We start from the raw sequence: 26,726 nt of genomic DNA, 5'->3' as shown, positions 1-26,726 counted from the left end.
CTAGGAGTTGTTATAGATTTTGAGCACGGTTCCGCGAAGCACATTGGCCTTTTCGGAGATGAGAAAGGCTATGTTCTCCGCGATTTCCTCAGGTTTTACCCAGTTGTCAAAATTGGCATCTGGCATCCCTTCCCGATTTGGAGGAGTGTCTATGATGCTCGGAATAATGACAGAAGCCTGAATATTCTTGTTATTCTTATCCTCGTTAATGATTTCGGCCAGCTTGATAACTGCACTTTTGGAAATGGCATACGGCAGCACAGCGCCGGCACCTCCTTCGATGGCGGGTTTGGCGCCCACGAAAATCAGTTTTCCACCTGTGGCTTCGTTCATCCATTTGATGGCGTTTTGCGCGGAGTGAAACGCCGTGAAATAATTGAGTGTGAGCATTTTCATCATGTCTTCACTGCTCACCTCTCGGATGTTTCCCATGGCAAAGCCGCCTACCAGCATGATGACCGCATCCAGCTTTTGGTATTTTGTTCTGATTGTCTGAAAAAAGATTTGGGTTGCTCTCTCATCAGTGAGATCACATTCGTAAAAGTCCACGCCATTTTCAGGTGCTTTGTGGCCAGGCACCAGAGTGCCGATCACGGAATAGCCCTCTGAGATCAGTTTTTTTGAAACGGCACTTCCAAGATTTCCTGCCGCTCCCGTGATTAATACATTTTTGCTCATAACTTTCAGGTTTTTAATGTTGTCTTCAGTCCACTAAGTTATGGAAGATTCTAAATCCAATTTCTTTGGAGATGTATATGAGGTGGTAAAATTGATACCAAGGGGTCGTGTGACTTCCTATGGGGCCATTGCCAATTATCTGGGCGTGAAGGGCAGTGCACGCATGGTGGGTTGGGCCATGAATCAGGCCCATGGTGATCACACTGTGCCTGCCCATAGAGTCGTTAATCGCGCCGGTTTACTCACCGGCAAACACTTCTTTAGTGGAGGCCCGGAAGCCATGCAGCAGCTATTGGAGGCAGAGGGAGTCGTTGTGAAGGATGACAAAATTGTTGATTTCAAATCCGTCTTTTGGGATCCGGCAACAGCGCTACAGTTATAGGCCGTATGATCTTTTCTGGTAAAATTGAAAATTATCAGGCTTTTTTCCTGATCAGAAGCAGTCCGATAAATGTAAGCAGCCCATTCAAAATCAGGATTTCGAAACCAAACTTATACCCCCCAAGCCAGGCTACTGAGTTGATGTTGATGATGTAGGAAATGATCGGGGAGAGTAAACAGATCACGGGCACCAACTCATCGCGAAGGTCATACCTGGTGAAAATACCGAGTGCAAAAAGTCCGAGCAACGGGCCGTATGTGTAGCCTGCAGCCACGAATACTGCGGTGATCACACTTTGATCATTGATGGCCTGAAACACCAGAATCACCAGAAACAGGACAAAAGAGAAGCCCAGATGAACCAGCTTTCGGAGGGTCTTTTTCTGGCTATAATTTTTGGGTGAAAACCCTAAAAAGTCCACACAAAATGAGGTGGTCAGGGCCGTGAGTGCCGAATCCGCACTCGAATAGGCCGCAGCGGTGATTCCCAGTAAAAATACCACGGCCCCAAGGGTTGAAAAGTGGTTGATGGCCAGCTCGGGAAAAAGAAAATCCGTTCTTGCGGGTATGGCTACCCCAATGGCTTCTGAATATTGAAAAAGCAGGAGTCCCATGCTGAGGAAAAGGAAATTGACAATGACCAGTATGATGCAAAACCAAAACATGTTTTTTTGTGCATCGGCAAGGCTCCGGCAGGTCAGGTTTTTCTGCATCATGTCCTGATCCAGTCCGGTCATGACGATGGCTATGAAGGCCCCTGCAAAAAATTGTTTGAAGAAGTTGCGTCCGCTCTGCCACTCCCAGTTGAAAATACTACTTCGCTCATCCTGCGCGATGCGACCAATCATCTCCCCAAAACTCCAGTCGAGCTCATTGGTGATAAACACAATGCTAATGACCACCGAGGCAATCATAAAGGCTGTCTGCAGCGTGTCTGTCCATACGATGGTCTTGATGCCACCCTGAAAGGTGTAGAGCCAGATAAGTACGATGGTTACCAGCACAGCCACCCAAAAGGGTAAATGGAAGGCATCGAAAAAAGAGATCTGCAACACACTGGCCACCAGAAAGAGCCTGAAGGAAGACCCAATGATTCTGCTCAGCAGAAAGAAGAAAGCTCCGGACTTATAAGACCAGAATCCAAAACGCTGCTCCAGATAGGAATAGATTGAAACCAGATTGAGACGGTAGTAAAGTGGTAACAGTACTTTGGCTATGACGAAATACCCGAGTAAGTACCCAATCACCACCTGGAAATAATAGAAGTTGCTATTGCCCACCTCACCAGGTACAGAGATGAACGTAACACCCGATAACGAAGCCCCGATCATGCCAAAAGCCACCAAATACCACGGCGATTGGCGGTTGGCATTATAAAAATCACTATCCGATGCGTTTCTCGACGTGAGCCATGAAATAGCGATCAGAAGAATGAAATAACTAAGGATAATGCCACCAACAAAGACCGGACTCATACGATTATCTGACTAAATGTGTGAAGAAAGTGCTCAAAATTGTGGCAAATAAATCACATAGACTAATTTTGCAGCTTATGGTACAGATGGAGTTCGCACCGGAAATAGAGGAATTAGTAGATGTAGAGACCGATCTCGGTCAGGGCGATATCAAAGATCTGATTGTTCACAATGACGATCACAATACGTTCGATCACGTGATCAACACCCTGATAAAAGTGTGCAAGCATGAGGTACATCAGGCTGAGCAATGCACTTATATCATCCATTTCAAAGGGAAGTGTGCAGTCAAGAAGGGATCATTCAGAGAGTTGAAGCCTATGAAAGAGGGGATCAATGATGCTGGCATTTCGGCTACTATCGAATGATGGAGTATCCTTCAAAGCTCGTGGAGCAGGCGGTAGAGGAGATCTCGAAGCTTCCCGGAATAGGTAAGAAGACTGCCCTCAGACTGGCCTTGCATATGCTTAAACAGCCACAGGCACAGACAGCCAATCTTTCTGAAGCACTGACCAATCTTCGGGAAAACATCAAATATTGCAATACGTGTCATATCATTGCCGACACTGAGGAGTGCACCTGCAAGACCCTGTCACGGGACACCACGGTGATCTGTGTGGTAGAAGATACGCCAGATGTATTGGCCATTAGAAACACCGGTCAGTACAATGGTCTTTTCCACGTGTTAGGGGGACGAATTTCCCCGATGGATGGCATTGGCCCTGATAACGTCAAGATTGATTCATTGGTAGAGAGGATCAAACGGGATGGCGCTGTGAAAGAAGTGGTGCTGGCCTTAAGCTCAACTATGGAGGGTGACACTACCGCATTTTATATTGCCAAAATGCTGAGGGATACCGACGTGAAGGTGTCCACCATTGCCCGGGGGATACCTGTGGGGGGTGAGCTCGAATATACCGATGAAATCACACTCGCGCGAAGTATTTCTACACGTACCCTTTTCTCTGCAGAGCATTAACAGGAATAATAAGGCCATTGTCTTTTTTATCCTTTTAAGTCTCGTTCATTACCTTGTTTTTTCTTTGCCGACACTGTATTTTAGATCAAGACGGATGTCCAATGGCGTAATTGACCCATATGATTCTACTCCTGTTTTCTATTCTATTAAGCCCATTGCACATCACACGGTCGCTTCAGGATAGCCTTGTGACCGGCGAGGATCAGTCTATCGAAAGTAGGATTCTGGATTTAAGTAGGCAGATAGAGGCACATTCAGATACCCTGTCTCTGGCCAGGTATACCTTTTTGCTCGGGAAGGAGTATGCCAAAATGGATTTTACCGATAAGGCCCTGGAGGAGTTGAATCAGTCTTTTCGCTTCTACCGTGCTGCTGGCGACTCTGCAGGAATGGCCGACGTACTGCGGCAGATTTCTTTCACTTATTCGCTGGTGCAGGAGTATGACAAAGCCCTGGACTTTATACTTCGGGCACGTGGCTATGCCAGAGATCTGAAACAAACCCGAGAGATTAATCATAGGATTGGTTACGTTTATTTTAATCTGAAACAGCTTGATTCAGCTGAAAAGTATCTCAATATTGCCGTGGTGCAATATGCCAGGACGGGTGAGGTGGGGGCCAACTCCATGATCAATCTGGCCGGGATCAATATTGCCAGGGCCAGGTATAAAGATGGGCTCTCAGGCCTGCTGCAGGTAGAGCGTGAGGGACTGCAGTCACTGACTCCTTCTGCTCAGTATTTCGTTTTCAATTTCATTAGCGCTTTGTATATGAAGCTGGGCAATGCCGTGATGAGCAGGCAGTACCGGAGTAAGCGTGACTCCTTGAGCGTTGACCTGGCGCATTTGGAGAAGACGCTGGATTTTTATGAAACCAATATTATAGCCGATACGCTCGTAGGGGACTATACTGCTGCGGTTCAGAAGCAGGGAAAGTATGTAGAGCAGCTTAAGTCCTACTACAAGAATAATCTCACCACACAGCTGGCCAATTATCAGAAGCTCTTTGAGCTTCAGGAGAAGGAGATGGCCATCGACCTTTTGGAGAAGGAAAATCAGGTGTATGAGCTGCGGCAGTATGAATCCAGGTCTTACATCATTATCCTGATTTTGGGGGTGACGGTCCTGCTTTTGGTGATTTTGATTACCTACCGCTCCCTGTCCCATAGGAATAAACTTAATAAAGAGTTGCAGGCGCTCAATGCGCAAATATCCTCTCAGCACGATGATCTCCAACACAAGAACGACCTCCTGAAGAAAATTATCAATGACCTGAAAGGCACGCAATATCAGCTTATTCAGTCTGAGAAAATGGCCTCTATTGGCTCTTTTGCTTCGGGAGTGGCGCATGAGCTAAACAATCCGATCAACATACTTAGCGGGGGGCTTCAGGTGATTGAAAAGAATCTGGCAGAGGTAATGAACGCTCATTCTGAAAACCAGGAGGAGCTCCTGGAGGATATCAATATCATGCTGAGGGAGTCTAATTTCAGTATTTCCAAGATCAATCGGATCATACAGGCATTGATCATAGCTACTTATACCGAGCATAGTCCCAAGATTCTGGATTTCACAGAGATCGTTGATAATGTGCTGATCGCCTTCAGCAGGACGAGCCATCCCGAGGTGAGGTTTTCCACCAAGGTGGATTCGGTGAGCTTAGAGTGTTTCCCCAATAGAATTCATCACGCACTCAAGGCGGTTTTGGAAAATGCTTTCTTTTTTGCGAAGGAGTCTGCTTCGGAGGAGAAATGTGTCTGGGTGGCGGCCAGCCAGAAGGGGGAGAGTCTGGAGGTGAGGATTGAAAATAATGGACCCGCTATTCCTGAAGATCATCTGATCAGAATATTTGACCCATTTTATACCACCAAAGATGACGGGGTGTCTCCTGGATTAGGATTATACTTTGCCTTTAGCGCAGTGAAAGAACACGAAGGTAGGATTGAGGCTAAAAATGAAAACGACAGGGTGGTCTTTACAATGACACTCCCGGTGCGTATGAGCACTGTGCCTATTTAGGGTGACAATTTTTCCAGAAACTCTACCATGTTTTCTTCGTGGTCCAGGCTCAGACGTTTTCTCAGGCGGTATCGGGCGGTTTCCACTCCCCTTAGGGAAATGTTCAGGATGGGCGCTATCTCCTTGTTGGTCAGGTTCATTTTCACCAGGGCGCATAACCTCAATTCTTTGGAAGTGAGATCCGGAAAATAGGTTTTTAGTTCCTGAAAGAAGTCATCGTGCACCCGTTCGAAATTGGCTTCAAATACGTGTATATGCTCTTCGTTATTCAGGTTGATACCGATTTTGCGTATGAGATTCCGCAGCATATTTCGGGAGCGCTCATTTTTAACCACTTCTTTGAGCTCTTTCAGGTCTTCACGGAGGTCTGTCAGGAGTTCCCGTTTTTTGACCAGGAGCATGGTGTAGTTGGCCAGCTCCTTGCTTTTGAAGATGACATCTTCTTCCAGTATTTTTTTGTCGCGCTCTATCCTTTCCTTTTCGCGCTCCAATCGCATCTGATCCAGTTCCAGCTCGAGGACTGTTCGTTTCTTCTTTTCTTCTTCTCTGGTTTTCTCCTTCTCCACCACAATTTTCTTTTTCACCAGCTTTCGCGATCCTACAATGATCAACAGGAGCATGAAGGCATACATACCTAAGGCCAGGTGGGTCATGTACCATACCGGCGCAATGCTGAAACGATAGGTGGCTTCTGAGGCAGTTTCGCCAATCATACTCCTTGCTTTCACCTTGAAAGTATATCTGCCAGGAAACAGCTGGGAGTAAATTCTAAAGGGATCGGCGCTCCAGTTCGACCAGTCCTCGTCTATCCCCTCCATTTGGTGGCTGTATTGCACCTGCGTCTGATCTTTGAGCTTGGGAGCTGAAAATTCAAACCGGATGTCACTGGCAGAATGTGGGATTTCTTCGGATGACCCTTTCAGCGATCGCTTGATCCGCTCATTGTTGTATTGATAATGCACTTCTGTTATCAGCGTTTTCTTTGTGTCAGCGTGCTGCTGAAAGGAGAGGTCGTAGGCGTATAGTCCGGTGGTGGTGCCTATGAGCACATTGCTGGTGTTAATGGGGAGTATACTCTCCATGCCCCGGTTAAAAGTTCCTTTGAGTTCCAGAAAAAGTCCCTTTTGAAGTTTTTTACTGTCATCTTCGAAAAAGCCGGCTTCATCATCCTGTATAAACCAGGTTTTGTCCTCGTATTGCAGAAGTTTTCTCACGTTCACTTCTGTACCGAAGCGTTCATTGAGTTCGGTCATCGGGTCGAACTGGTTGGTGGCCTCGTTGAAGGTGTAAATTCCCTGATTGGTGGTAAATACAATATGATCCTTCCACCTGAATACATTGATACTAAAGGGGGAAGGCAAACCTTTTTCACGGAAGTGCTCCAGCCCTACTACGTGTTCGAAGTTGCGATCAAATTGCAGCTTGAAGACGCCTTTGTAGCCATGACAAACCCAGAAGGTGTTCTCTTCATCACTCTGGATGATGTCCCTGCTGGATTCATTGAATCCATCAACACGGTAGAGAATTTCAAACTTCCCGCCCTCAAACCTGAGCATGTGTATGCCGGTATATGTACACACAAAATAGTGATTTTCTTTTCCTCTGACAGGGATCACCTTCCACACCCCGGCGAGCCCTTCGATCTTCAGGATGTCGTCATCATCGATCACAAAAAGGCCACCATTGTGGCTGCACAGGATTTGGCCATGAAAGCTCTGCAGGCTCCATGCCTGACCCTCCAGACCGGGTATTTTTCTGAATTCCAGGCTTGCAAAATGAGGATTTTGGACAATCCGCTGGGAGACAAATACGCCCTGATTGGTGGCGGCGTAGATTTTACCCCCTCTGATCATGACGTCAAAGACGGAGGCATTCTCGAACAGCACAGAAATAGGCGAGGAGATATTGATGCAGTCAATGCCATTGTTTAGGAGCGCCCAGATGTTACCCTCGGAGCTCTCAAAAAGGTTGAGGACTGTATGGTCTTGCAGTTCCATGAAGCTCTCCGTTAGCGGCACGGGATCACCACTTTCATCCAGCACCATGATCTGTGAACTAAGGGTGCCGAGGTAGTAATTTCCGGCAGAGGATTTGATGGCAGAAAGTATCTGGTTGTTGGAGGTCTCTGTGAAGTAGTTTTTGAAATGCCGAATGCTTTTTGTGAGATTGTCAAAAGAATATGAAGCACCGGGACGGGTGAAAAGAATGATTTGGTCTTCCGCAGGGCCAGCTGCTATGGCAGCGATGGTTGCATGATCGTACTGGGCAGGAATAATCAGCGATTCGAAAGAAAGCGTTTTGAGGTCCAGGGTTTTCACCCCTTCGTCATTGACCAGGTATAATTTGTCATTGATTACAGCAGAGTAGTAAAAGCCAGTGGAAGGGATGGTGAATGCCTTGTTGTTGGAAATGGCTACCAGTCGTGATAGGCTCCGAAAGACAATGTGGTTCTGAACGTCGTGGATGGCCCATATATTCTCCAGGTTTCGGTCTTCAGGGCTGAGCTGGTCCATGAGTGACTGATAGGAGTAGTCGCCATACTCATCACGCTCGATCCTTCCAAACTCGTTGAACCCGCCCGCATAGACATGACCATCTGTACTGTGGAGGAGACTTCTTACTGAGGAGTTGTTGGGGAGGTTCACTGTTTGCCATCTGGCTCCATCAAAAATGAGCGTGCCATCATTGTTCCCAAAATACATGATGCCATCGTTGTCCTGGCACATCGCCCATATTTGCGGATCTCCACTAAAGTCTTTTCGTGTATAATGGATTATGCGGGGGGTGCCTTTGATTTCTGCTCGTGCGGTAGCATTTTCATCATTTTTTTGCCCAAAAAGAGGGACAAAAAGCAGAATCATGAAGCCAAAAAGTACAACTTTCCAATGTTTTATGTGCATTTTAATCTAAAAATTAAAGATCTAATACATTGAGAATCAATTTATTATCAGCAGATGGCGTAGTGCTGATGTACGAGTGCAGACTCCCGATGTAATTATAGTGTATCAAATACTATCAGATAGTATATCCTATGAAAGTATTTTTGAAATGAAGAATTGCGAATGAAATCGATTGGATATTGTGATTTCATTAATGGGGTAATCAAATTTAGCGTTTAAAAAATCAAAATTGCAAATGAGGTATTTTTTCAGAGTTGGAGTGCTGTGTTGTTTTCTGTTTGGCTTTGGGCATTTCGCTTCTGCTCAGCTTCTGCATGCAGAGGGTCAGAAGATTGTTGATAGTGAAGGAAATGAAGTCATATGGCGAGGTATCGGCCTGGGCGGATGGATGCTTCAGGAGGGCTACATGCTCGGAACCTCCGGAGCGCAGCATGTGCTGGAGCAGCGGATAGAGGAGTTGGTAGGAACAGAGAATAAGGAACAGTTCTATGAAGCCTGGTTGGCGAATCATACCCGCAAGATTGATGTGGACTCCATGGCCAGCTGGGGTTATAACATGATCCGTTTGCCCATGCATTATAAGCTCTATACACCGCCTATTGAGGAGGAGCCTGTGGCCGGAGAAATCACCTGGATTGATAAGGGTTTTGAAATGACCGATGAGCTGCTGGAGTGGTGCAAGGCCAACAACATCTACCTGATTCTGGACCTGCACGCCGCGCCTGGCGGACAAGGAGAGAATGCAGACATTAGTGACTATGATCCTTCCAAACCATCTCTGTGGGAGAGTGAAGCCAATCGCGCTAAAATGGTTGCCCTATGGAGAAAACTGGCAGAACGTTATGCAGATGAGCCCATGATCGCTGCCTATGATTTGATCAACGAGACTAACTGGGGCTTTCAAAATCACGACTCTGACCCTAATGGATGTGCCGAGTCTCAGAATACCCTGCTTTGGGATTTGCAAAAGGAGGTGACCGCAGCCATCAGAGAAGTAGATCAAAATCATATAATCGTCATAGAAGGAAACTGCTGGGGAAACAACTACTCCGGCCTCCCTACACTTTGGGATGACAACCTCGTGATCAGCTATCATAAGTACTGGAATGGAAATACCCAGGGAGACATCCAGGGCATGCTGAATATGAGGACTGAAAGAAATGTACCCATCTGGCTGGGTGAAACGGGGGAAAATTCCAATAAATGGTTTACGGATTGTATTGAGCTGCTGGAAGATAACAGCATAGGCTGGTCCTGGTGGCCGCTGAAGAAGCTGGGACTAAACAACCCGCTGGAGGTACAGTACAATGATGACTACCGGGCGGTGGTCAAATACTGGAACGGTGAAGGATCGAAACCCACACCGGAAGTGGCATTGGCAGGTTTGATGCAGCTCGCAGAAGACGTTAAACTGGAAAATACATTTTATCACCCGGATGTGGTAGATGCCAAGATACGTCAACCACACACGACAGACACTAAACCCTTTAAAGCACACAGGCTCATCGAAGGGCAGACCAACGTGGTTCAGGCAACTGACTATGATTTGGGTAGAAATGAACATGCCTATTACGACAAGGTATCTGCCAACTATCACGGAAGTACAGGGGAGTATACAGCCTGGAACAGTGGTTGGGCATATAGGAATGATGGTGTGGATATCGAACCCATCTCTGACTCAGAAGAACTGACCAATGGCTACAATGTGGGATGGACCGAAGATGGCGAATGGCTACAATATACCATGGAGGTGGATGCCTCAGGGGTGTATCAGGTGGTTGTTCGCTATGCGGGCGAAGCTACCGGTTGGATACACCTGGAGTTAGATGGAGTGGATATCTCCGGGCCAGTGGAGTTGCCAGCTACAGGCGGTTATCAGGTGTGGAAAGATAAGGTTATAGAAAATGTGGGCATTGAGTCAGGAACCAAATCCATTCGCGTTTATATAGACAAGGGCGGATTCAACTTCAGTTACTTCGGTTTTTTTTTGACCGGGGAACTGACTGACCTTGATTTTGACGCCCTTTCTTCAGCTACCTATGACGATAAGTCCATTCTTTTAAATCTTAATAAAAGAGTAAAACAAGAATCGATTGCCAGTGCCGGGTTTGTTGTTGCTGTGGATGGTCAGGATCAGACACCCAGTGAAGTGATGCTTCATGATGAAAGTGAGTTCCGGCTTCTGATCAAAGTCAATCAAACATTGGGAGATGACAATGTGATCCTGCTGAGCTACAGCGGGACTACTTTGGAAGCCCAGGATGGTACGTTTTTAGAGACATTTTCAGATTTACCTGTGGACAATCAGTTGCCGGCTCATTTTTCCATTCCTGGAAAGATAGAGGCAGAGGATTTTGAAGTGAACGTGGGACTGGAGCTGGAGGCTACCACCGACACTGGGTTGGGGCAAAACATTGGCTACACCAGCACTGGTGATTACCTCGAGTACCTGGTGAACGTTCAGTTTTCCGGTGTTTATGACCTGGATGTCCGCATTGCCTGCAACAATAACTCCGGGAAACTGGCTTTTCAGCAGCTGGACAAAGAAGGTAATGTACTTAACGAGACGCAGGTGGATGTGCCGGTAACGGGTGGATGGCAAACATGGGAGACTGTTAGCGCTCAGATGACCCTGGATGAGGGCCGAGGAGTACTAAAAGTGAAGATTCTGGATCCTGAATTCAATATGAACTGGTTTAGATTCACAGCAGCTCCGGAGGTTTTGGAAGTTGGGGACTCAGAAGCAATGAAATTTTACCCTAATCCGGCGGATGATTACCTGACCGTTAATGCTCCTGATCTTGGTAGCCGTCTTCAGGTGACTATTCATAATCTGTCTGGCCAGATGGTTTTCGAAAAGCAAGGAGTATCCCATCTGGAACGAATCGACATTTCTGAATTGCCCGGAGGTTTGTATGTCATAGGAGTAAATGGAGAAAGAGGGGTTCTGAAATCAAAAGTGATGATCAGATAAGCATGAGGAGGCTTGGCACATCGATTTCTTTGATTTTACTTTTTTCCTTTCATGGGGCGGTCAGGTCGTATGGAAATTCAGGAAAGCTTTCGGTCGTGACCTTATCCACCTTGATTTGAACGACCTTTCCTCAGGCGTTTATCTGGTTTACATAAGCAGTGAGGACAGCATCAAAGAAGTGCAAAAACTGATCATCAAGTAATTAAAAATCAACCAATCCAACCTTTCTTAAGCTGCTCAATATGGGCGGCTTTTTTTATATCTCCTGCTGAGTGAATTCCTCGCCACAACTACCATAACCAGATTTTTATGCTTGTACAGGTAGCAAGATTACAGGCCAAAAGGTGATAGATCAGGGTATAGGCATCTTTAAAAAATACCATTCAGCCATATTGGAGAGCTGTGGTGTGTAAAAATTCAAAATAAGCGAGTATTTGGAGTCTCTTTTTTGGAAGTTTCTATGCCAAGTCACCGGATTTTCTCACAGAGGTTATTTTTTCGATACAACATGTCCACTAAGGGAGAAGACCACAGTGTATATCACGGAGTAATGGCTGCAAAATTGTACTATTCTAATGACCTTATTAGTAATTCTTACCAAATAAGTATCCGGTAATCACAAATATTAGCTCTTTTTTGAGTGCATAAATATTTGACATTAAATGATTTACTTCAAATGAAGTACTTATGACGAGACAGTAAAAACAATGAAGTAATCAAAGCGAGGGGTGAAAATGAATATCACTAAATGAGGATTATATATTTGGTGTTGAGGATTTCCTGATGATCATGAGATTATTTGAAATTCTTCCAATTAACCATCACTAATAAACCTTATAAATATGAGATTGAAAATTTTACCCATGTTTAGGAGCGCCAACCGGCTCTTAATCGTACTAGGTCTTTCGGTCCTCAGCAGCATGGTATATGCTCAGGACTTTCGAGTGACCGGTACCGTGACGGACACTGAGACCAATGAGGGTCTGCCTGGTGTGACCGTATTGGAGAAAGGTACCTCAAATGGTACAATAACGGATGTTGATGGTAATTATACCCTCGCATTGCCGTATGAAGTTGCAACTTTGGTTTATTCCTTTGTGGGTTTTACCACCCAGGAAATAGCCCTCGCAGGGCAGACCAAAGTTGACGTGGCACTGGAGATGGATATCCAGTCACTGGAGGAAGTAGTGGTAGTAGGCTACGGTGCTCAAAAGAAAAGTGTGGTGACTGGAGCCATTTCTAGTGTGAAGGCCTCAGACCTGGAGACCTTACCAGTGAACAATATTAGCCAATCCCTTCAGGGACGGGTCTCTGGTGTGACCATCGCTGCTAACAATGGTCAGCCAGGTGAGGGAGCAACCATACGCATCAGGGGGATCACTACCCTGAATAACAACGATCCGCTTTGGGTTGTAGATGGAGTAGTGGTTGACAATGGCGGTATCAATTACCTCAATCAATCAGACATAGCCTCTGTAGAAGTATTGAAAGATGCGGCATCACAGGCGATTTACGGAGCCAGAGCGGCGGCCGGTGTGATCCTCGTGACTACCAAAAGCGGTAAGTCCGGGAGAATGAATATTGACTACAATGGTTACTATGGAGTTTCCGGACCAGCCAGAAAACTGAACCTCCTGAACGCCACTGAGTACGCTACCTTGAGAAATGAGGCACTACTGGCTGACGGAAAAGCTGCGCGCTTTGCAGATCCGGCATCTTTCGGAGAAGGCACTGACTGGCAGGAGGAAATTTTCAACAATGGAGCGAAGCGTCAAAACCATGAGCTCAGCCTCAGTGGAGGAAATGAGAACTCCACATTTTACTTCTCATTTGGCCATCTGGAGCAGGAAGGGATTGTCTCCACCGAAATTTCAAAATACAAGCGGACCAATATAAGGTTAAACTCAACGCATAATCTTAAGAAGTGGCTGACGGTGGGAGAAAACATAGGCTACGCACACAACGAGTCCATAGGTCTTGGTAACACCAACAGTGAGTTTGGAGGGCCGTTGAGTTCTGCCATCAACCTGGATCCTATTACGCCAGTAGTGATTACTGACCCTACGGTGGCGGACGCTCCGCCATATTCTAATAATCCGGTAGTGAGAGATGCGCAAGGCAGACCATACGGTATTTCGGATATTGTGCAGCAGGAGATGCTCAATCCTTTGGCGTATGCCCAAACCCGATTGGGTAACCATAGCTATGCAGATAATATCATTGGAAATGTGTTTGCAGAGGTCAAGCCGATCGAAGGGTTGACGTTGAGATCCACCATGGGTGCAAAAATGGCATTTTACGGTAATAGAGACTTTACCCCAGTATTTTACCTGAGCGCCACCAATCAGAATCTGGACAAGGCCAGAATAAGTGGGGGTTTGAATAGGAGATTTGACTGGAACATAGAAAATACGATTAGTTATACCAAATCACTTGGTGGTCACAACTTTACGATATTGGCTGGCCAGGGAGCCTATAAGGACAACATGACTTATAGTTTCGGGGTTACCAAAGCCAATATCCCTGTAGATAACTATGATGATGCGTCTTTTATTTACAATGTAACTACTGACGATATCACGGCCAGTGCCGGTGAGGGTGTGATTCACACAGTTTCTTCACTTTTCACCAGACTGAACTACAACTTTGATGAGAAGTACCTGTTCACAGCAGTGGTAAGGAGAGATGGGTCGTCCAGATTTGGAGCAAACAACAAGTACGGAGTATTCCCGTCAGGGTCCATAGGTTGGGTAACTTCTAATGAAGGTTTCTGGCAAAAAAACCAGATCATCAACTTCCTGAAAGTACGTGGAGGATATGGTGTGGTAGGTAATGACAATCTTGGGGATTTCAGGTTCCTCTCTACTATCGGTTCAGGACGTAACTACACTTTTGGAAATGACGATTCTTCTGTAAATGGATACAGCCCGGATGCTCCGGCCAATCCAGACCTGAGATGGGAGCAGACCAGTCAGTTAAACATTGGATTTGAGTCTACGCTGTTCAACGATTTCACATTGAATGCTGACTGGTATAAAAAAGAGACGACAGACATCCTGAGGACCAAGCCTATTCCGAGGTACACCGGTGTGATTGGTAACCCATATGCCAACATCGGAGATATGGAAAATATGGGAGTGGAACTAGAGCTGGGTTACAGAAAAAGCCTTGGTGATGTCAACCTAAACGTGAGCGCCAATGCTTCATATGTTGAGAATAAGGTGACAAACCTGGGTGATGTGGAGTTTTACAACACCTCAAGTGTGCAGAACATGGGCACCATGGCGAGAATGGCCGTGGGTCAGCCGATCAACTCATTTTTTGGATATGAGCGTCTGGGTATTTTCCAAACCCAAAGCGAGATCGATGCCTATGTGAATGATGAAGGTGCGCTGATTCAGCCGGATGCCAAACCTGGGGATTTCAAATGGGCCGATCGTGACGGAAGTGGCGATATAGATCCTGAGGATCGCACTTTCCTTGGTAGCCCAATTCCAGATTGGACTTACGGTGTGAACATCAAATTGGACTACAAAGGCTTCGACCTGCTGGTGTTTGGTCAGGGGGTACAGGGAAATCAGATTTTCCAGGGACTCAGAAGATTGGATATCAATGCCGCTAATTATCAGACAGCAGCACTTGGCAGATGGACAGGTCCGGGTACATCCACTGATTTCCCAAGACTCACAGACGATGATCCAAACAAGAACTTCCAGTACGCTTCAGATTTTTATATCGAAAATGGGTCATACTTCCGCTTGAAGGTTGTGCAGTTGGGGTATTCACTACCTCAGTCACTGCTGGATAACATCAAAGTGCGTAAGGCCAGATTTTACGTGATGGCAGAGAACCTATTCACATTCACGGAGTACACTGGCTATGATCCTGAAATCGGAGGAGGATCTTTCGGAATTGACCGGGGTATCTACCCGCAAGCCCGCTCTTTCATGGTAGGTCTAAATGTTGGATTTTAAGAAGCAAAAGGATACAATTATGAAAACTAAATATATCAATCTATCGATCCTATTAGGCGCCATGCACCTGTTTGCGGGTTGCTCTGACAGTTTCGTAAACGTGGAACCCAAGGGTACTGCGCTTGAAGAGAATTACTATAGAAATGCCGAAGAAGCATTCAATGGAGTGATTGCAGCCTATGATCCACTTGGCTGGACCAACGGGTTCGTGGTAAAGACGGGCTGTCTTAACGCCGCTTCTGATGACTTCTTCGCCGGTGGAGGGGGACCTACTGACATCAACGCCATGCAGGTTTGGGACGACTATTCCCTCGATCCGGTTACCGGCCCACAGGGTGAGTTCTGGAACCGAAATTATTCCGGTATTTTCAGATCAAATATTCTGATCCAAAAGCTTCCGGAGATCGACATGTCTCAGGCAGTAAAGGATCGCTACATGGGCGAAGTGCTTTTTCTCCGTGCCTACTACTATTTTGACATGGTGAGGTTGTTTGAGCGCTTTCCGTTGATCACAGCCCCCATCCCTACTTCCGATATTTTCGAAGTAGAGTCTTCAGACAGGACTGCTGTTTTCGAACTCATAGAGGAGGATTTAGCGGCTTCAATAGAGCTGTTGCCAAGCACCATATCCGGAATGGAAGAGGCGGGTCGCGCTACAAGAGGAGCAGCTTTGGCCCTTCTGGGTAAAGTATACCTGCAACAGGACAAATTTGGGCCTGCTGCCACTGAGCTGGCCAAGGTCAATGGGACACCTGGTGGAGCCAATGATTTTGGTTATGACCTGGTGGACAACTATGCTGATCTCTTTTCACTGGACAATGAATTCAATGCTGAGTCCATTTTTGAGATCAGCCATAACTCTACCTCGCAGGGAAACTGGGGCTGTATAGCTTGTACGGAAGGTAACCCCATGAGTATCATGGTGGCACCTCGGGGCTATGTGATCAATGACCCCTCTCAGGCACCAACATTCGTGTCTGGATGGAGCTTCAATACGGTCACTCAGAGCCTAGTAGATGCCTTTGTGCAAGGTGGGACATATGACCCGCGATATGCTACCACAATCACGAATATTGATAGCCTGGAGCAGTTGGGGATAGTTTCTTACACCCACGCTCATGAAAACACAGGCTACTTCCTGGCCAAGTTTGCGGGCAAGGAAGAGGAGAAAACGGCAGATGGTACAGTGCCTTTCGAAATCAACTTTGGCACCAATGAGTATGAAATCAGACTGGCTGATACTTACCTATTGGAGGCAGAAGCACTGGTACGTGGTGGCGGAAATGTAGCCCGTGCGCAGCTGCTACTGGATGCGGTTAGAGCCAGGGTAGGTCTGACACCGGTTCCTGCCACTTTCGAAAACATCGTTGCTGAGAGACGTCTTGAACTTGCCGGAGAAGGCCACAGATGGTTTGATCTGGTAAGATGGGGCATGGCAGCTGATAAACTGGGCCCTCGGGGATATGAGGACGGGAAGCACGATGCCTTACCTATTCCACAGTCCGAGTTGGACTTTTCAGGCACTAAGCTAGAGCAGGATCCCGCTTACTAAAAATATAGAACACAGTCCGGCGCCAGCCGGGCGCTGTTTTACAACCTTAAAGACAATAGTTTATGAAAATTATACGATCAATATTATACTCAGGAGTGCTGGTGATGTTGCTGACAAGTTGCTTTCCTGAAGACGAAGATTTGAGTTTGGGTGAAATCGTAGAGGCAGCATTTACCATTACAGATATCTCCACACCGGAGATGCGAAACACCTACCTGCTGGAAAGCAGCTCAGAAGCATTTATTTATAAGTGGGACCTGGGAAATGGGACCGTTAGCACTGGAAACAAAGTAGATACTGCGTTTTTTGAAAGCAAAGGTGTATACACCGTTCGCCTTACCGTGGTGAGCGCCGGAGGTCAGTCTACCGCCGAGCAGCAAGTGACTGTAGAGGGGGATGCTTCCACGGGAGTGAATGTGCTCCTGGGCAGTGAGATGGATGACGAAAGTGCCTGGACCTTTACCAGCACAGGAAGTACCATGACTACTTACACCTTTAGTGATGGTAAGCTCATTTTTAGCAACGGCGTGGAGGTAGCCCAAACCAATATTGCCGTTTGGCAGGAAGTTGAGCTCACAGGAGGAACGGACTACCAGTTTTCTGTATCGGCTTCCGGATCAGGGATGACCAACTCCTGGATGGAGGTTCTTCTACTGGATGCAGAGCCTGTGGAAGGTGTGGATCCAAGTGCCACCCCGATTGCCGGTCTCAATACCTGGACGGGGTGTGGTGGCGATGCCTTTGATGGTAAAATACCGGCTATCTCCTGCATCGGAGATGGTAAAGTGAGTATTGTAGAGGATGGCACCTATTACCTCCTGGTAAAGGTGGGTAGCTGGGACGGAAACCTCGGAACCACAGGGCTGATACTGGATGATATGACCCTGGTAGGCCTTGACACTGCTCCACTTGTTGAAGGAGATAATATCCTTTCCGGGAGTGATATGGAGGATGAAAATGTATGGACCGTAACCAATGTAGGACTTTCGCTGACCACCGTTGAGTTTGTGGATGGTGTGATGAAGTTTACCAATGGTTCTGAACCCGCACAAACCAACGTAGGTGTGTGGCAGGCTGTGGATGTAGCTGCCGGGCAAAAATATCGCCTGAAGGCCACCGTGGTAGACCCCGGAGCCACTGGTTCCTGGATAGAGTTTTATGTACACTCCACAGAACCTTCTGACGGCACGGATTATACACAAGGGCGAATTGAAATAGGCGAAAACACCTCTTTTGAAGAAGCTGGTACAGTGTACTTCCTGATTAAGGTAGGCAGCTGGGATGGTAACCTGGGATCAGGCGTGACCATAGATGATGCTCAGCTCGTGGAGCTCAACTAATATTTTACCGGTGGTGCCTGATACTTTGGGCACCACCATTTTTTCAAATTTTAGAATCAGGTATTTGCACTTGTTGCAAAGGAGAGAAGGTTTTGTCAACCTAGAAAAATCATTGAAGGATGTTTAGAAAGTATTTATTGATTGTGGTGGTATTCTTCGGAATACTGGGCTGTGAGAATCCAGACAGCAGATTGATGGAGGCCTCGTTTTTGACCAGGCCCACACCAAAAATAGAAGCACTTTTGGCCAAAATGACCCTTGAAGAAAAAGTAGGGCAAATGGCTCAGGTGACCCTGGATGTGATCACCAAAGGAGAAACTGTATATGTCAGCGACGAACCCTTGGAGCTGGACCTTACATTGGTTAAGGAGGCCATTCTGGACTATAAGGTCGGTTCCATTCTCAATACTGCAAACAACCGTGCCCGCACCATAGAGCAGTGGAATACCATCGTCTCAGAAATACAGAACATTGCAGTAAACCAATCGAGACTGGGCATTCCGGTGATTTACGGAATTGACGCCATCCATGGGGCCACCTACACCGCAGGAGCCACTTTTTTTCCACAACAGATTGGCCTGGCAGCCACATGGAATAGAGAACTGGTGAGGCAGGGGGCGGAGATTACCGCTTACGAAACGCGAGCCTCAGGGATTCCCTGGAATTTTTCGCCGGTTCTGGATTTGGGGCGCGATCCTCGCTTTCCAAGAATGTGGGAAACATTCGGTGAAGACATCTACCTCGCCTCAGAGATGGGCAAGCAGATGATCAAGGGATATGAGGGGCAAAAGAATGAGGTCTCTGTGCCAACCAAGGTGGCTTCTACCTTAAAGCACTTTCTTGGATACTCCGTGCCATACACTGGCAAAGACCGGACACCCGCTTTTATCCCTGAAATGGAACTCCGAGAGAGGCACCTCCCTGCGTTCCAGGCTGCTATTGAGGCTGGAGCTCATTCAGTCATGATCAACTCGGGGATCATCAATGGGGTTCCGGTTCATGCCAATAAGGACATTATCACCAACCTTTTAAAAGGTGAGCTGAACTTCAAAGGTGTGGTGGTGACCGACTGGAAGGACATAGACAATCTTCATTTCAGAGATAAAGTAGCCGCCACGAGAAAAGAAGCGGTGAAAATGGCCGTCAACGCAGGCATTGACATGTCAATGATCCCTTATGATTACGACTTTTGTACCTACCTGACAGAGCTGGTAAAAGAGGGGGAAGTGACCATGGAGCGCATAGATGATGCAGTTCGTCGTATCCTCACACTCAAAGATGAGCTTGGACTTTTTGAGCAACCGGTAACACTCCTTTCGGATTATCCGAATTTCGCCAGTAAGGAGTTTGAACTTGCCGCGTTTGATGCCGCATCTGAGGCCATTACACTCCTTAAAAATGATGGGACACTCCCGCTGAGCAGGGGCTCCAAAATTTTGGTAACAGGGCCTAATGCCAATTCTATGCGTACCCTGAATGGGGGCTGGTCTTACTCCTGGCAGGGGGAGAAGGTAGAAGAGTTTGCCAGCGGATACAATACCATCCTGGAGGCTATCCAGTCAAAAGCTGGTGTGGCCAATGTGGAGTTTGTAGAGGGTGTGGCGTATAATCACCAGGGTAAGTATTGGGAAGAGGAAGTTAAGGATCTGGATGCTGTGATTGCTGCAGCCAATAGGGCTGATTATGTGGTGCTTTGTCTGGGAGAGAATACCTATACCGAAAAGCCCGGCGATTTGCATGACCTGACGCTTTCTCCCAACCAACTAAACCTGGCTAAAGCTGTAACCTCTACAGGCAAGCCGGTGATCCTCGTACTGAATGAAGGCCGGCCAAGGTTGATTAGCAGTATTGAAAGTCAGGTGCAGGGTATTTTGCAGACCTACCTTCCTGGCAACTATGGCGGTGATGCCCTGGCCGCTGTGCTTTTTGGAGAGGTCAATCCCAGTGGTAAGCTGCCTTATACCTATCCTATGTTTGGCAATACCCTGGTTACTTATGATCACAAACCATCCGAAGAACAGAATAAAATGGAAGGGATGTATGATTACGAATCTGACTTTGCCGTGCAGTACCCATTTGGCTTTGGACTCAGCTATACAGAGTTTGACTATAGCGACATGGAGTTTTCCCGCGGGTCAATCGATTCGGGTGAAACCCTTAGCATTTCTGTCTCTGTGACCAATGTGGGGAATGTAGAAGGTAAGGAAGTGGTACAGCTGTACATCTCCGATCTTTTTGCCTCAGTGACTCCCGATGTGAGGCGTTTGCGGGGATTCGAGAAAATCTCTCTGAAGCCGGGCGAGACCACCAGAGTTTCCTTTGAGATCAGTGCCCGTGACGTGGCTTTCGTGGCCAAAGACCTGTGCTGGACAGTGGAGGCAGGAGAATATGAAGTGAATATCGGCGAACTCAAAAGTCGATTTTCAATTACCGAAAGTAAGACATTCAACCAGATAAAAAAGATTTTATAAACCGTTTCAAAATCAACTTAAACCTTATAAACATGAGAATTATTTTTAATAATCTGAGATTTTTGAGTGCAGCCCTGGCGATGGCACTAGTGACCATATCGTGTAGTGAAGATGAGCCTATTGCCCCTCCTACAGCGAGTTTCAGCTTTGAAGTAGATGCAGCAAATCCTCTTTCTGTAACTTTTACCAATACCACCGAAGAGGGTGAGACTTTTGCCTGGGACTTTGGTGATGATGCTGGCACCTCAGCAGAGGAGAGCCCTACCTACACTTATGCAGCAGGGGGTACTTACACTGTCACGCTTACGGCTAATAACGACGGTGGATCCGATGTGTCTACCAAGGAGGTGACAGTGAAAGAGGCAGAGCCCGAAAACCAAATAAAAAATGGTGGCTTTGACGATGATTCTGAGTGGACCTTGCAGCAGTTTAATCCGAACGCCAATGCTGATATATCCATAGCCTCCGGTGTTCTGACTATTGGTGAGGTTAATCCGGATGCCGGATGGGGTGGAGAAGCTCATGGCGGTGCATGGCAGGCCGTTACAGTCGAAGCTGGGACTTATGGCTTTGACCTGGATATTACTACTGATGCTGCGGATGAGTTCTGGGCGGAAGTTTGGGTAGGAGATGCAGAGCCGGTAGCAGATCAAGACTACAATACTGAGGTTGGCGCTACTGTGGTTTTGGCAGTAAATACCTGGGATTGTGGCGATGCACAGGCCACCTATTCCGGATCTCTGAGAGACAATAACTGTGGTGCCAGTGACGGTACCATCACACTGGCAGCGGGAACATACTATGTCGCGATCAGGGCAGGAGGGATCACCTTCCCAACTGGCGGAGTGGTTATAGACAATGTTTCTATGTTCGCCGAAGATTGACATTAAGCAAATGGGAAATGGTAAGGAGCTCACGGGGCTCCTGCCTTCCATTTTGGCCCCTAAGATTTTTGTAAATTATGCCTATGATTTAGCTAATCAATACCCAATGACCAAGTACGTGTGAAAGAGCACTTACCTACAAATGTGAGAAGTATGTAGATGAGATGTGGAGCAGGAAAATACGATCAACCCTAAATGATGTATCATGAAAAACTCAATTCTACAAATTACCCATTTCATCAGGTGCATGGTGTGCCTGTTGTGTGTTTGGATTTTTACGGTGAGCGCATACGCTCAGTCCGTTACTCAGTTTGTTACCTATGGAGATCAGTCAAAGCTGCTGGAGCAACTTCCCACTACCCCCACTTTTACCAGCACATCCAATGGCAACCCTACTCTGGCTTTTGACCCGGGAGCGACCTATCAGACCATAGATGGGTTTGGTTATACCCTTACGCAGGGAAGTGCCTATGTGCTGATGACCGAAATATCGTCAAGCCAGCGCGCGGCCTTGCTGCAGGAATTGTTTGATCCTACAGCTGGAATTGCCAGCGGTATTGGAGCCTCCTTTTTGCGCATTGCCATTGGCGCTTCGGACATGAGCCAATATCCTTATACCTATAATGATCTTCCTGCCGGGCAGACAGATGTGAGTCAGTCCCAGTTTAGCTTACAGGGACCGGATATGGACTATGTTATCCCCATCCTCCAGGAGGTAATAGCCATCAATCCCAACATTAAAATAAAAGCCGTACCATGGACCGCTCCGGCCTGGATGAAAACCAATGGATCTCTAAGTGGGGGGAATCTGAAGCCTGAGTATTATGCTTCCTACGCCACGTATTTTGTCAAGTACCTTCAGGCCATGCAGGGACTTGGTATTCCCATCTATGCGGTGGCTCCTCAGAATGAGCCTGAGCATTGCTGTAATAACCCCGCCATGCTGATGACTGCTCAGGAGCAGATCAATTTTATCCTCGAGCTGGGACCAGCGATTCAAAGTGCCGGATTTTCTACTAAAATTTTAACATGGGATCACAACTGCGATGTACCCGAATACCCCATCGAGGTGCTTGGCAGTGCTGCTGGACAGTACGTGGATGGCGCAGCATTTCACCTGTACGCAGGTGACATCAGTGCCTTGTCCACGGTACACGATGCCTTTCCTAATAAAAATATTTATTTCACCGAGCAGTACACCGGTGCAGGGGGAAGTTTCCTGGGTGACCTGGCCTGGCACATGAAGAACGTTGTGCTGGGAGGGACCAACAATTGGGCGAAGGCAGTGCTGGAATGGAACCTGGCCGCGGATGCCAATCAGGAGCCACACACCTCAGGTGGATGTACCAATTGTCTCGGGGCACTCACGCTGGATGCCGGCAGCGTGACCAGAAATGTTGCTTACTACATCATTGGGCAGGTCTCAAAATTTGTAAGACCGGGTGCGGTGCGTGTGGCCACTACCTCCACGGGAAGCCTTACATGTGCAGGATTTATCAACAACGCTGCAAATGGAAATACCCGGGTGCTGGTGGTTCATAACGATGGTAATCAACCAAATACTACCTTCAATATTGAGTATCAGGGTAAGATTGCTACCGTCACTCTGCCAAAAAAAGGTGTAGGAACCTACATCTGGACGGATGGGGGCGGTGGTAACAACCCACCAACAGCCGCCTTCACATACAGTGCTTCCAATCTCAATGTTGACTTTGATGGGGCAACAAGTAGTGATTCGGATGGTACCATTTCCTCCTGGGCATGGGACTATGGGGATGGAACTACCGGGAATGGGCAGTTGGCCAGTCACTCCTATGGAGCAACTGGAAGCTATACCGTTTCCCTCACAGTTACTGATAATGGTGGAGCTACAGATACTGACTCGCAGGTGGTTTCGGTCTCTTCAGGAGGGACTGCTACTTCATTATACGTGCAGTCAATTACCACAGGTACCCAGGGTGCTGGTCAGGGTAATAAGTACGGCACTGCTACGGTCACCATCTTTGATGATCAGGGGAGTCCCGTAAATGGAGCCAATGTCACTGGTACTTTTAGCGGCACATTTAATGAGACAGTCTCTGGCCAGACCGGGGCAAACGGGGCAATAACTCTTCAGACCTCAAGCACCGCGAAAGGTGGGGTAACGGTGCATTTTTGTGTAGATAATGTAAGTCACACGAGCCTTACCTATGACGATACGCAAAATGTGATCACCTGTACCAATGGAGGAGCGCGAACGGGGTTTGATACCGGTAAAGAGCTGGAGGAATCAATAAAAATATACCCCAATCCGGTGAAAGATGGTTTGCTCCATTTTAACCTGCCACAGAGCGATCAGGAGTATACTTTTCTTCTAGCGGATCTCTCCGGTAGGATTATATATTCAGAGTCTGTAGCAGGTGAAAGAGATCAGCTGCAGCTGCCAAAAGGAACCCTTTGCGGCATGTACGTCCTAAGCATTAGTGGCACCGATTTCATCTTTGAAAGGAAGATCATCCTTGAATGATCCATTGAATAGATCTCAAGATTACATACTTCTCATATGTAATTGAATCAGGCAGGCGGCGGTGAACTGGATTTTCTGCTCAATGCCTGATTCTCAAAAATAATTATCTGTAACCATTAACCAAACCAAATCATGACAAACACATTACACAATAAAAATGATGGGGGAGAGAGAGGGAGTTGGAGTTTTCGAAATTACGTAGGTACACTTTTGCTTTTGGGTATGATGTACCTGTCCGTGGGGGTCCATGCCCAATATGTTCACACGCAGGGGACTCAGATCGTGGACGAATCCAACAACCCACTTTACTTCAGAGGGATCAATCTCGGTAACTGGCTGCTGTGGGAAGGATACCTGATGATGGGTGATTACAATTTCCGTACCCATACCCAGTTTTTCAATGGTGTAAAGGATGCCTTTGGCGGTAACCTCACCCAGGCCATCGAATTTGAACACCAATGGCGACTCAACTATGTGAATGAGCAAGCCATTATAGATTTGAAAAATCAGGGATTCAATTCAGTCCGGATACCTTTTCACTTTAATCTTTTTTGGGACTATAATTCATCCAGTCCGTCCAATCGAGGCTTCCAGTACCTGGATCAGGTGATCAACTACTGTAGAAACAACGGGATGTATGTGTTGCTGGACATGCATGCGGCCCCAGGTTATCAAAATCCTGGCGATCACAGTGACAATGTGAATTCCAATTCGAGTCAGCCCAGAAACTCAGTGACCTTTTGGGATGGCAATAATGTCAATATTGCTTCGCAGGTTTGGCAGCACATCGCCAATTATTACAAAAATGAGCCCGTGGTATGGGGTTATGACCTGATCAACGAACCAGTGCCTCAGGCAGGCAGGGAATATGAGTTGCTCCCGTCGCTGATCACCATGAGAAATGCCATCCGTCAGGTGGACAATAACCACATCATTGTGGCAGAGGGCAGCTGGTGGGGATCTGATATGCAAAAACTTGATTGGCAGGATGGTCAGGTACAGTCCAATTCAGGAGTTAATTCTCGATGGGACAATAACCTTGTCTACCAGACGCATCATTATTCCAATGATGTTTCAGCGCTCAACGGTCGAAAATCACTTACCGACCGATTAGGCGTGCCTTTGATCCTGGGAGAATATGGAGAAAATAGCAATAGCATCCTCAGAGAGATGACTGACTGGTGTATCAATAACAATGTCGGCTATTTCCCATGGTCATTTAAGAAAATGTATCATGATAAGTGCATCTGGACCATCAATCCTAACAGCGGATATAATGCTGTGCGCGATTTTATTCGGGATGGAGGAAACCCGCCTAACAATGCATATAACAACATGATCAGCTTTTGCCAAAACAACATTGGCAATGGAAAGCCGGGAATTACTTTTCATCAGGATTTTTATGATGCAGTAAAGTACACTGGCTCCACAAGTACCGGATGTACAGGCAGCTTTTTGAGTATCAGTGCGGCCATTCAGGCAGAGGCTTATTGTGACATGTCTGGTATCCAGACCGAGACTACCTCAGATACGGGAGGTGGGCAAAATGTGGGTTGGACAGATGCTGGAGACTGGCTGGCTTATCGGGTGGATATTCCCGCTACCGGCAACTACACGGTCGAGTATCGGGTGGCAAGTTCGGGAGGAGGCGGATCCCTGCAAATTGAACCATTCGGTGGAGGTGCAGCTTTTGGATCTATCTCGGTGTCTTCCACCGGTGGATGGCAAAACTGGATGACCATTTCTCACACTGTAAGTCTCAATGCGGGGCAACAAGACATTGCCCTGGCTATTCTTGCCGGGGGCTTTAACCTGAATTGGTTCAAAATCACCAGTCAGACTTCCGGCACTTCCGCACCTGTAGGCCAAACGATATGGTTGCGCGGCAGTCACGGGGAGTATGTTTCCAGTGAGAATGGTCAGGGAGGAATGAACTGCAATCGAGGCGCTGTAGGAGATTGGGAGAAATTTACGGTTGTGGCTGTTGGATCCAGTCAAATTGCCCTTCAGGGCAATAACGGACAATATGTGAATGCTCAAAATGGTCAGTCAGCCATGACCTGCAACAGTCCTTCTATAAGTGGTTGGGAATCATTCGAATGGGTGGACCTTGGCGGAAATAATGTCGCTTTGCTTGGATTTGGTGACCAGTATGTTTCTTCTGAAAATGGTCAGAGTGCAATGATGTGTAACCGAGGGTCTATCGGGGGATGGGAGACCTTTACCTGGGGCAACGTGTCGGGATCACGAATGACCGATGAGTTGACGGCAAGCACGGAAGAAGCGGAAAAGGTATCCTTTGTGGTTTATCCAAACCCTGTGAAAGGGGGACTGGTGAACATTACACTTCCTCAGGGTGATCAGGAAACTGAGACTGCTTTTGTGGTTTCGAACCTATCAGGAAAAGTGGTTTTATCGGGATCATTTGTAGGAGCAAAGCAGCAAATTCAACTGCCTGTGGCAACTCAGCCAGGTATCTATATGCTGAGTATCAGTGGCAATAACTTAACGGCTGTTAAAAAAATCATCATCGATTGATCAGCCACTAACTCATGAAATCAGGCACAGCGAGTGAATGAAATTTTGCGGTGCTG

The 26,726-nt window shown here is 47.0% G+C and carries 16 protein-coding genes; 13 read left to right on the top strand and 3 right to left on the bottom strand.

Annotated features, from left to right (window positions below):
- Complete coding sequence (locus RIH33_RS13915; RefSeq protein WP_406650922.1) at positions 1 to 678, bottom strand: SDR family NAD(P)-dependent oxidoreductase; 678 nt, start codon at positions 676 to 678, stop codon at positions 1 to 3.
- Positions 679 to 718: 40 nt separating this feature from the next.
- Here RIH33_RS13915 and RIH33_RS13910 point away from each other — a divergent pair, with 40 nt between their 5' ends.
- Positions 719 to 1,060, top strand: a complete 342-nt coding sequence (locus tag RIH33_RS13910; RefSeq protein WP_406650921.1) for an MGMT family protein — start codon at positions 719 to 721, stop codon at positions 1,058 to 1,060.
- 34 nt (positions 1,061 to 1,094) lie between these two features.
- On the opposite strand, the gene RIH33_RS13905 is transcribed toward RIH33_RS13910, so the two are convergent.
- Positions 1,095 to 2,534, bottom strand: a complete 1,440-nt coding sequence (locus tag RIH33_RS13905; protein WP_406650920.1) for a sodium:solute symporter — start codon at positions 2,532 to 2,534, stop codon at positions 1,095 to 1,097.
- A gap of 86 nt (positions 2,535 to 2,620) precedes the next feature.
- Between RIH33_RS13905 and RIH33_RS13900 the strand changes: the two genes are divergently transcribed.
- The 3 genes from RIH33_RS13900 (at position 2,621) to RIH33_RS13890 (ending at position 5,531) form a co-directional block, all read left to right on the top strand.
- Positions 2,621 to 2,902 carry an ATP-dependent Clp protease adaptor ClpS gene (locus RIH33_RS13900; RefSeq protein WP_159583818.1) on the top strand — a complete coding sequence of 94 codons (282 nt, stop codon included), beginning with the start codon at positions 2,621 to 2,623 and terminating at the stop codon, positions 2,900 to 2,902.
- A complete protein-coding gene (gene recR, locus RIH33_RS13895) occupies positions 2,902 to 3,513 on the top strand; it encodes a recombination mediator RecR (protein ID WP_406650919.1) in 612 nt (203 codons plus the stop codon). The genes RIH33_RS13900 and recR overlap by 1 nt, the downstream gene beginning before the upstream one ends.
- Before the next feature lie 119 nt (positions 3,514 to 3,632).
- A complete protein-coding gene (locus RIH33_RS13890; protein ID WP_406650918.1) occupies positions 3,633 to 5,531 on the top strand; it encodes an ATP-binding protein in 1,899 nt (632 codons plus the stop codon).
- On the opposite strand, the gene RIH33_RS13885 is transcribed toward RIH33_RS13890, so the two are convergent.
- Positions 5,528 to 8,431 (bottom strand): triple tyrosine motif-containing protein, encoded by a 2,904-nt coding sequence (locus RIH33_RS13885; RefSeq protein ID WP_406650917.1) that lies wholly within the window; start codon positions 8,429 to 8,431, stop codon positions 5,528 to 5,530. The genes RIH33_RS13890 and RIH33_RS13885 overlap by 4 nt on opposite strands.
- A gap of 235 nt (positions 8,432 to 8,666) precedes the next feature.
- Here RIH33_RS13885 and RIH33_RS13880 point away from each other — a divergent pair, with 235 nt between their 5' ends.
- The 9 genes from RIH33_RS13880 to RIH33_RS13840 all read left to right on the top strand — a co-directional run bounded on the left by RIH33_RS13880 (position 8,667) and on the right by RIH33_RS13840 (position 26,670).
- Positions 8,667 to 11,405, top strand: coding sequence for a carbohydrate-binding protein (locus RIH33_RS13880; RefSeq protein ID WP_406650916.1), 2,739 nt, complete (start codon positions 8,667 to 8,669; stop codon positions 11,403 to 11,405).
- Positions 11,406 to 11,424: 19 nt separating this feature from the next.
- Positions 11,425 to 11,607, top strand: coding sequence for a T9SS type A sorting domain-containing protein (locus RIH33_RS13875; RefSeq protein WP_406651010.1), 183 nt, complete (start codon positions 11,425 to 11,427; stop codon positions 11,605 to 11,607).
- 640 nt (positions 11,608 to 12,247) lie between these two features.
- Positions 12,248 to 15,379, top strand: coding sequence for a SusC/RagA family TonB-linked outer membrane protein (locus RIH33_RS13870; protein ID WP_406650915.1), 3,132 nt, complete (start codon positions 12,248 to 12,250; stop codon positions 15,377 to 15,379).
- A gap of 19 nt (positions 15,380 to 15,398) precedes the next feature.
- Complete coding sequence (locus RIH33_RS13865) at positions 15,399 to 16,931, top strand: RagB/SusD family nutrient uptake outer membrane protein (RefSeq protein WP_406650914.1); 1,533 nt, start codon at positions 15,399 to 15,401, stop codon at positions 16,929 to 16,931.
- A 62-nt stretch (positions 16,932 to 16,993) separates the two neighbouring features.
- Positions 16,994 to 18,271, top strand: coding sequence for a PKD domain-containing protein (locus RIH33_RS13860; protein ID WP_406650913.1), 1,278 nt, complete (start codon positions 16,994 to 16,996; stop codon positions 18,269 to 18,271).
- A gap of 119 nt (positions 18,272 to 18,390) precedes the next feature.
- Positions 18,391 to 20,742: a glycoside hydrolase family 3 N-terminal domain-containing protein gene (locus RIH33_RS13855; protein WP_406650912.1), complete on the top strand. Its 2,352-nt coding sequence runs from the start codon at positions 18,391 to 18,393 to the stop codon at positions 20,740 to 20,742.
- A gap of 32 nt (positions 20,743 to 20,774) precedes the next feature.
- Positions 20,775 to 21,626, top strand: coding sequence for a PKD domain-containing protein (locus RIH33_RS13850; protein ID WP_406650911.1), 852 nt, complete (start codon positions 20,775 to 20,777; stop codon positions 21,624 to 21,626).
- Positions 21,627 to 21,831: 205 nt separating this feature from the next.
- Positions 21,832 to 24,132 (top strand): PKD domain-containing protein, encoded by a 2,301-nt coding sequence (locus tag RIH33_RS13845; protein ID WP_406650910.1) that lies wholly within the window; start codon positions 21,832 to 21,834, stop codon positions 24,130 to 24,132.
- 132 nt (positions 24,133 to 24,264) lie between these two features.
- Positions 24,265 to 26,670, top strand: coding sequence for a carbohydrate-binding protein (locus RIH33_RS13840; protein ID WP_406650909.1), 2,406 nt, complete (start codon positions 24,265 to 24,267; stop codon positions 26,668 to 26,670).
- Positions 26,671 to 26,726: the final 56 nt, after the last annotated feature.

It is taken from the genome of Marinoscillum sp. (assembly GCF_040222955.1).
Taxonomy (GTDB): domain Bacteria; phylum Bacteroidota; class Bacteroidia; order Cytophagales; family Cyclobacteriaceae; genus Marinoscillum.
The sequence above is the reverse complement of the archived record's forward strand: the minus strand, read 5'-3'. Positions and strand labels throughout refer to the sequence as shown.

Bases quoted from the DNA above. Each gene is read 5' to 3' on its own strand.
- RIH33_RS13915 (WP_406650922.1), bottom strand. From the start codon at position 678: ATGAGCAAAAATGTATTAATCACGGGAGCGGCAGGAAATCTTGGAAGT.
- RIH33_RS13910 (WP_406650921.1), top strand. From the start codon at position 719: ATGGAAGATTCTAAATCCAATTTCTTTGGAGATGTATATGAGGTGGTA.
- RIH33_RS13905 (WP_406650920.1), bottom strand. From the start codon at position 2,534: ATGAGTCCGGTCTTTGTTGGTGGCATTATCCTTAGTTATTTCATTCTT.
- RIH33_RS13900 (WP_159583818.1), top strand. From the start codon at position 2,621: ATGGAGTTCGCACCGGAAATAGAGGAATTAGTAGATGTAGAGACCGAT.
- recR (WP_406650919.1), top strand. From the start codon at position 2,902: ATGGAGTATCCTTCAAAGCTCGTGGAGCAGGCGGTAGAGGAGATCTCG.
- RIH33_RS13890 (WP_406650918.1), top strand. From the start codon at position 3,633: ATGATTCTACTCCTGTTTTCTATTCTATTAAGCCCATTGCACATCACA.
- RIH33_RS13885 (WP_406650917.1), bottom strand. From the start codon at position 8,431: ATGCACATAAAACATTGGAAAGTTGTACTTTTTGGCTTCATGATTCTG.
- RIH33_RS13880 (WP_406650916.1), top strand. From the start codon at position 8,667: ATGAGGTATTTTTTCAGAGTTGGAGTGCTGTGTTGTTTTCTGTTTGGC.
- RIH33_RS13870 (WP_406650915.1), top strand. From the start codon at position 12,248: ATGAGATTGAAAATTTTACCCATGTTTAGGAGCGCCAACCGGCTCTTA.
- RIH33_RS13865 (WP_406650914.1), top strand. From the start codon at position 15,399: ATGAAAACTAAATATATCAATCTATCGATCCTATTAGGCGCCATGCAC.
- RIH33_RS13860 (WP_406650913.1), top strand. From the start codon at position 16,994: ATGAAAATTATACGATCAATATTATACTCAGGAGTGCTGGTGATGTTG.
- RIH33_RS13855 (WP_406650912.1), top strand. From the start codon at position 18,391: ATGTTTAGAAAGTATTTATTGATTGTGGTGGTATTCTTCGGAATACTG.
- RIH33_RS13850 (WP_406650911.1), top strand. From the start codon at position 20,775: ATGAGAATTATTTTTAATAATCTGAGATTTTTGAGTGCAGCCCTGGCG.
- RIH33_RS13845 (WP_406650910.1), top strand. From the start codon at position 21,832: ATGAAAAACTCAATTCTACAAATTACCCATTTCATCAGGTGCATGGTG.
- RIH33_RS13840 (WP_406650909.1), top strand. From the start codon at position 24,265: ATGACAAACACATTACACAATAAAAATGATGGGGGAGAGAGAGGGAGT.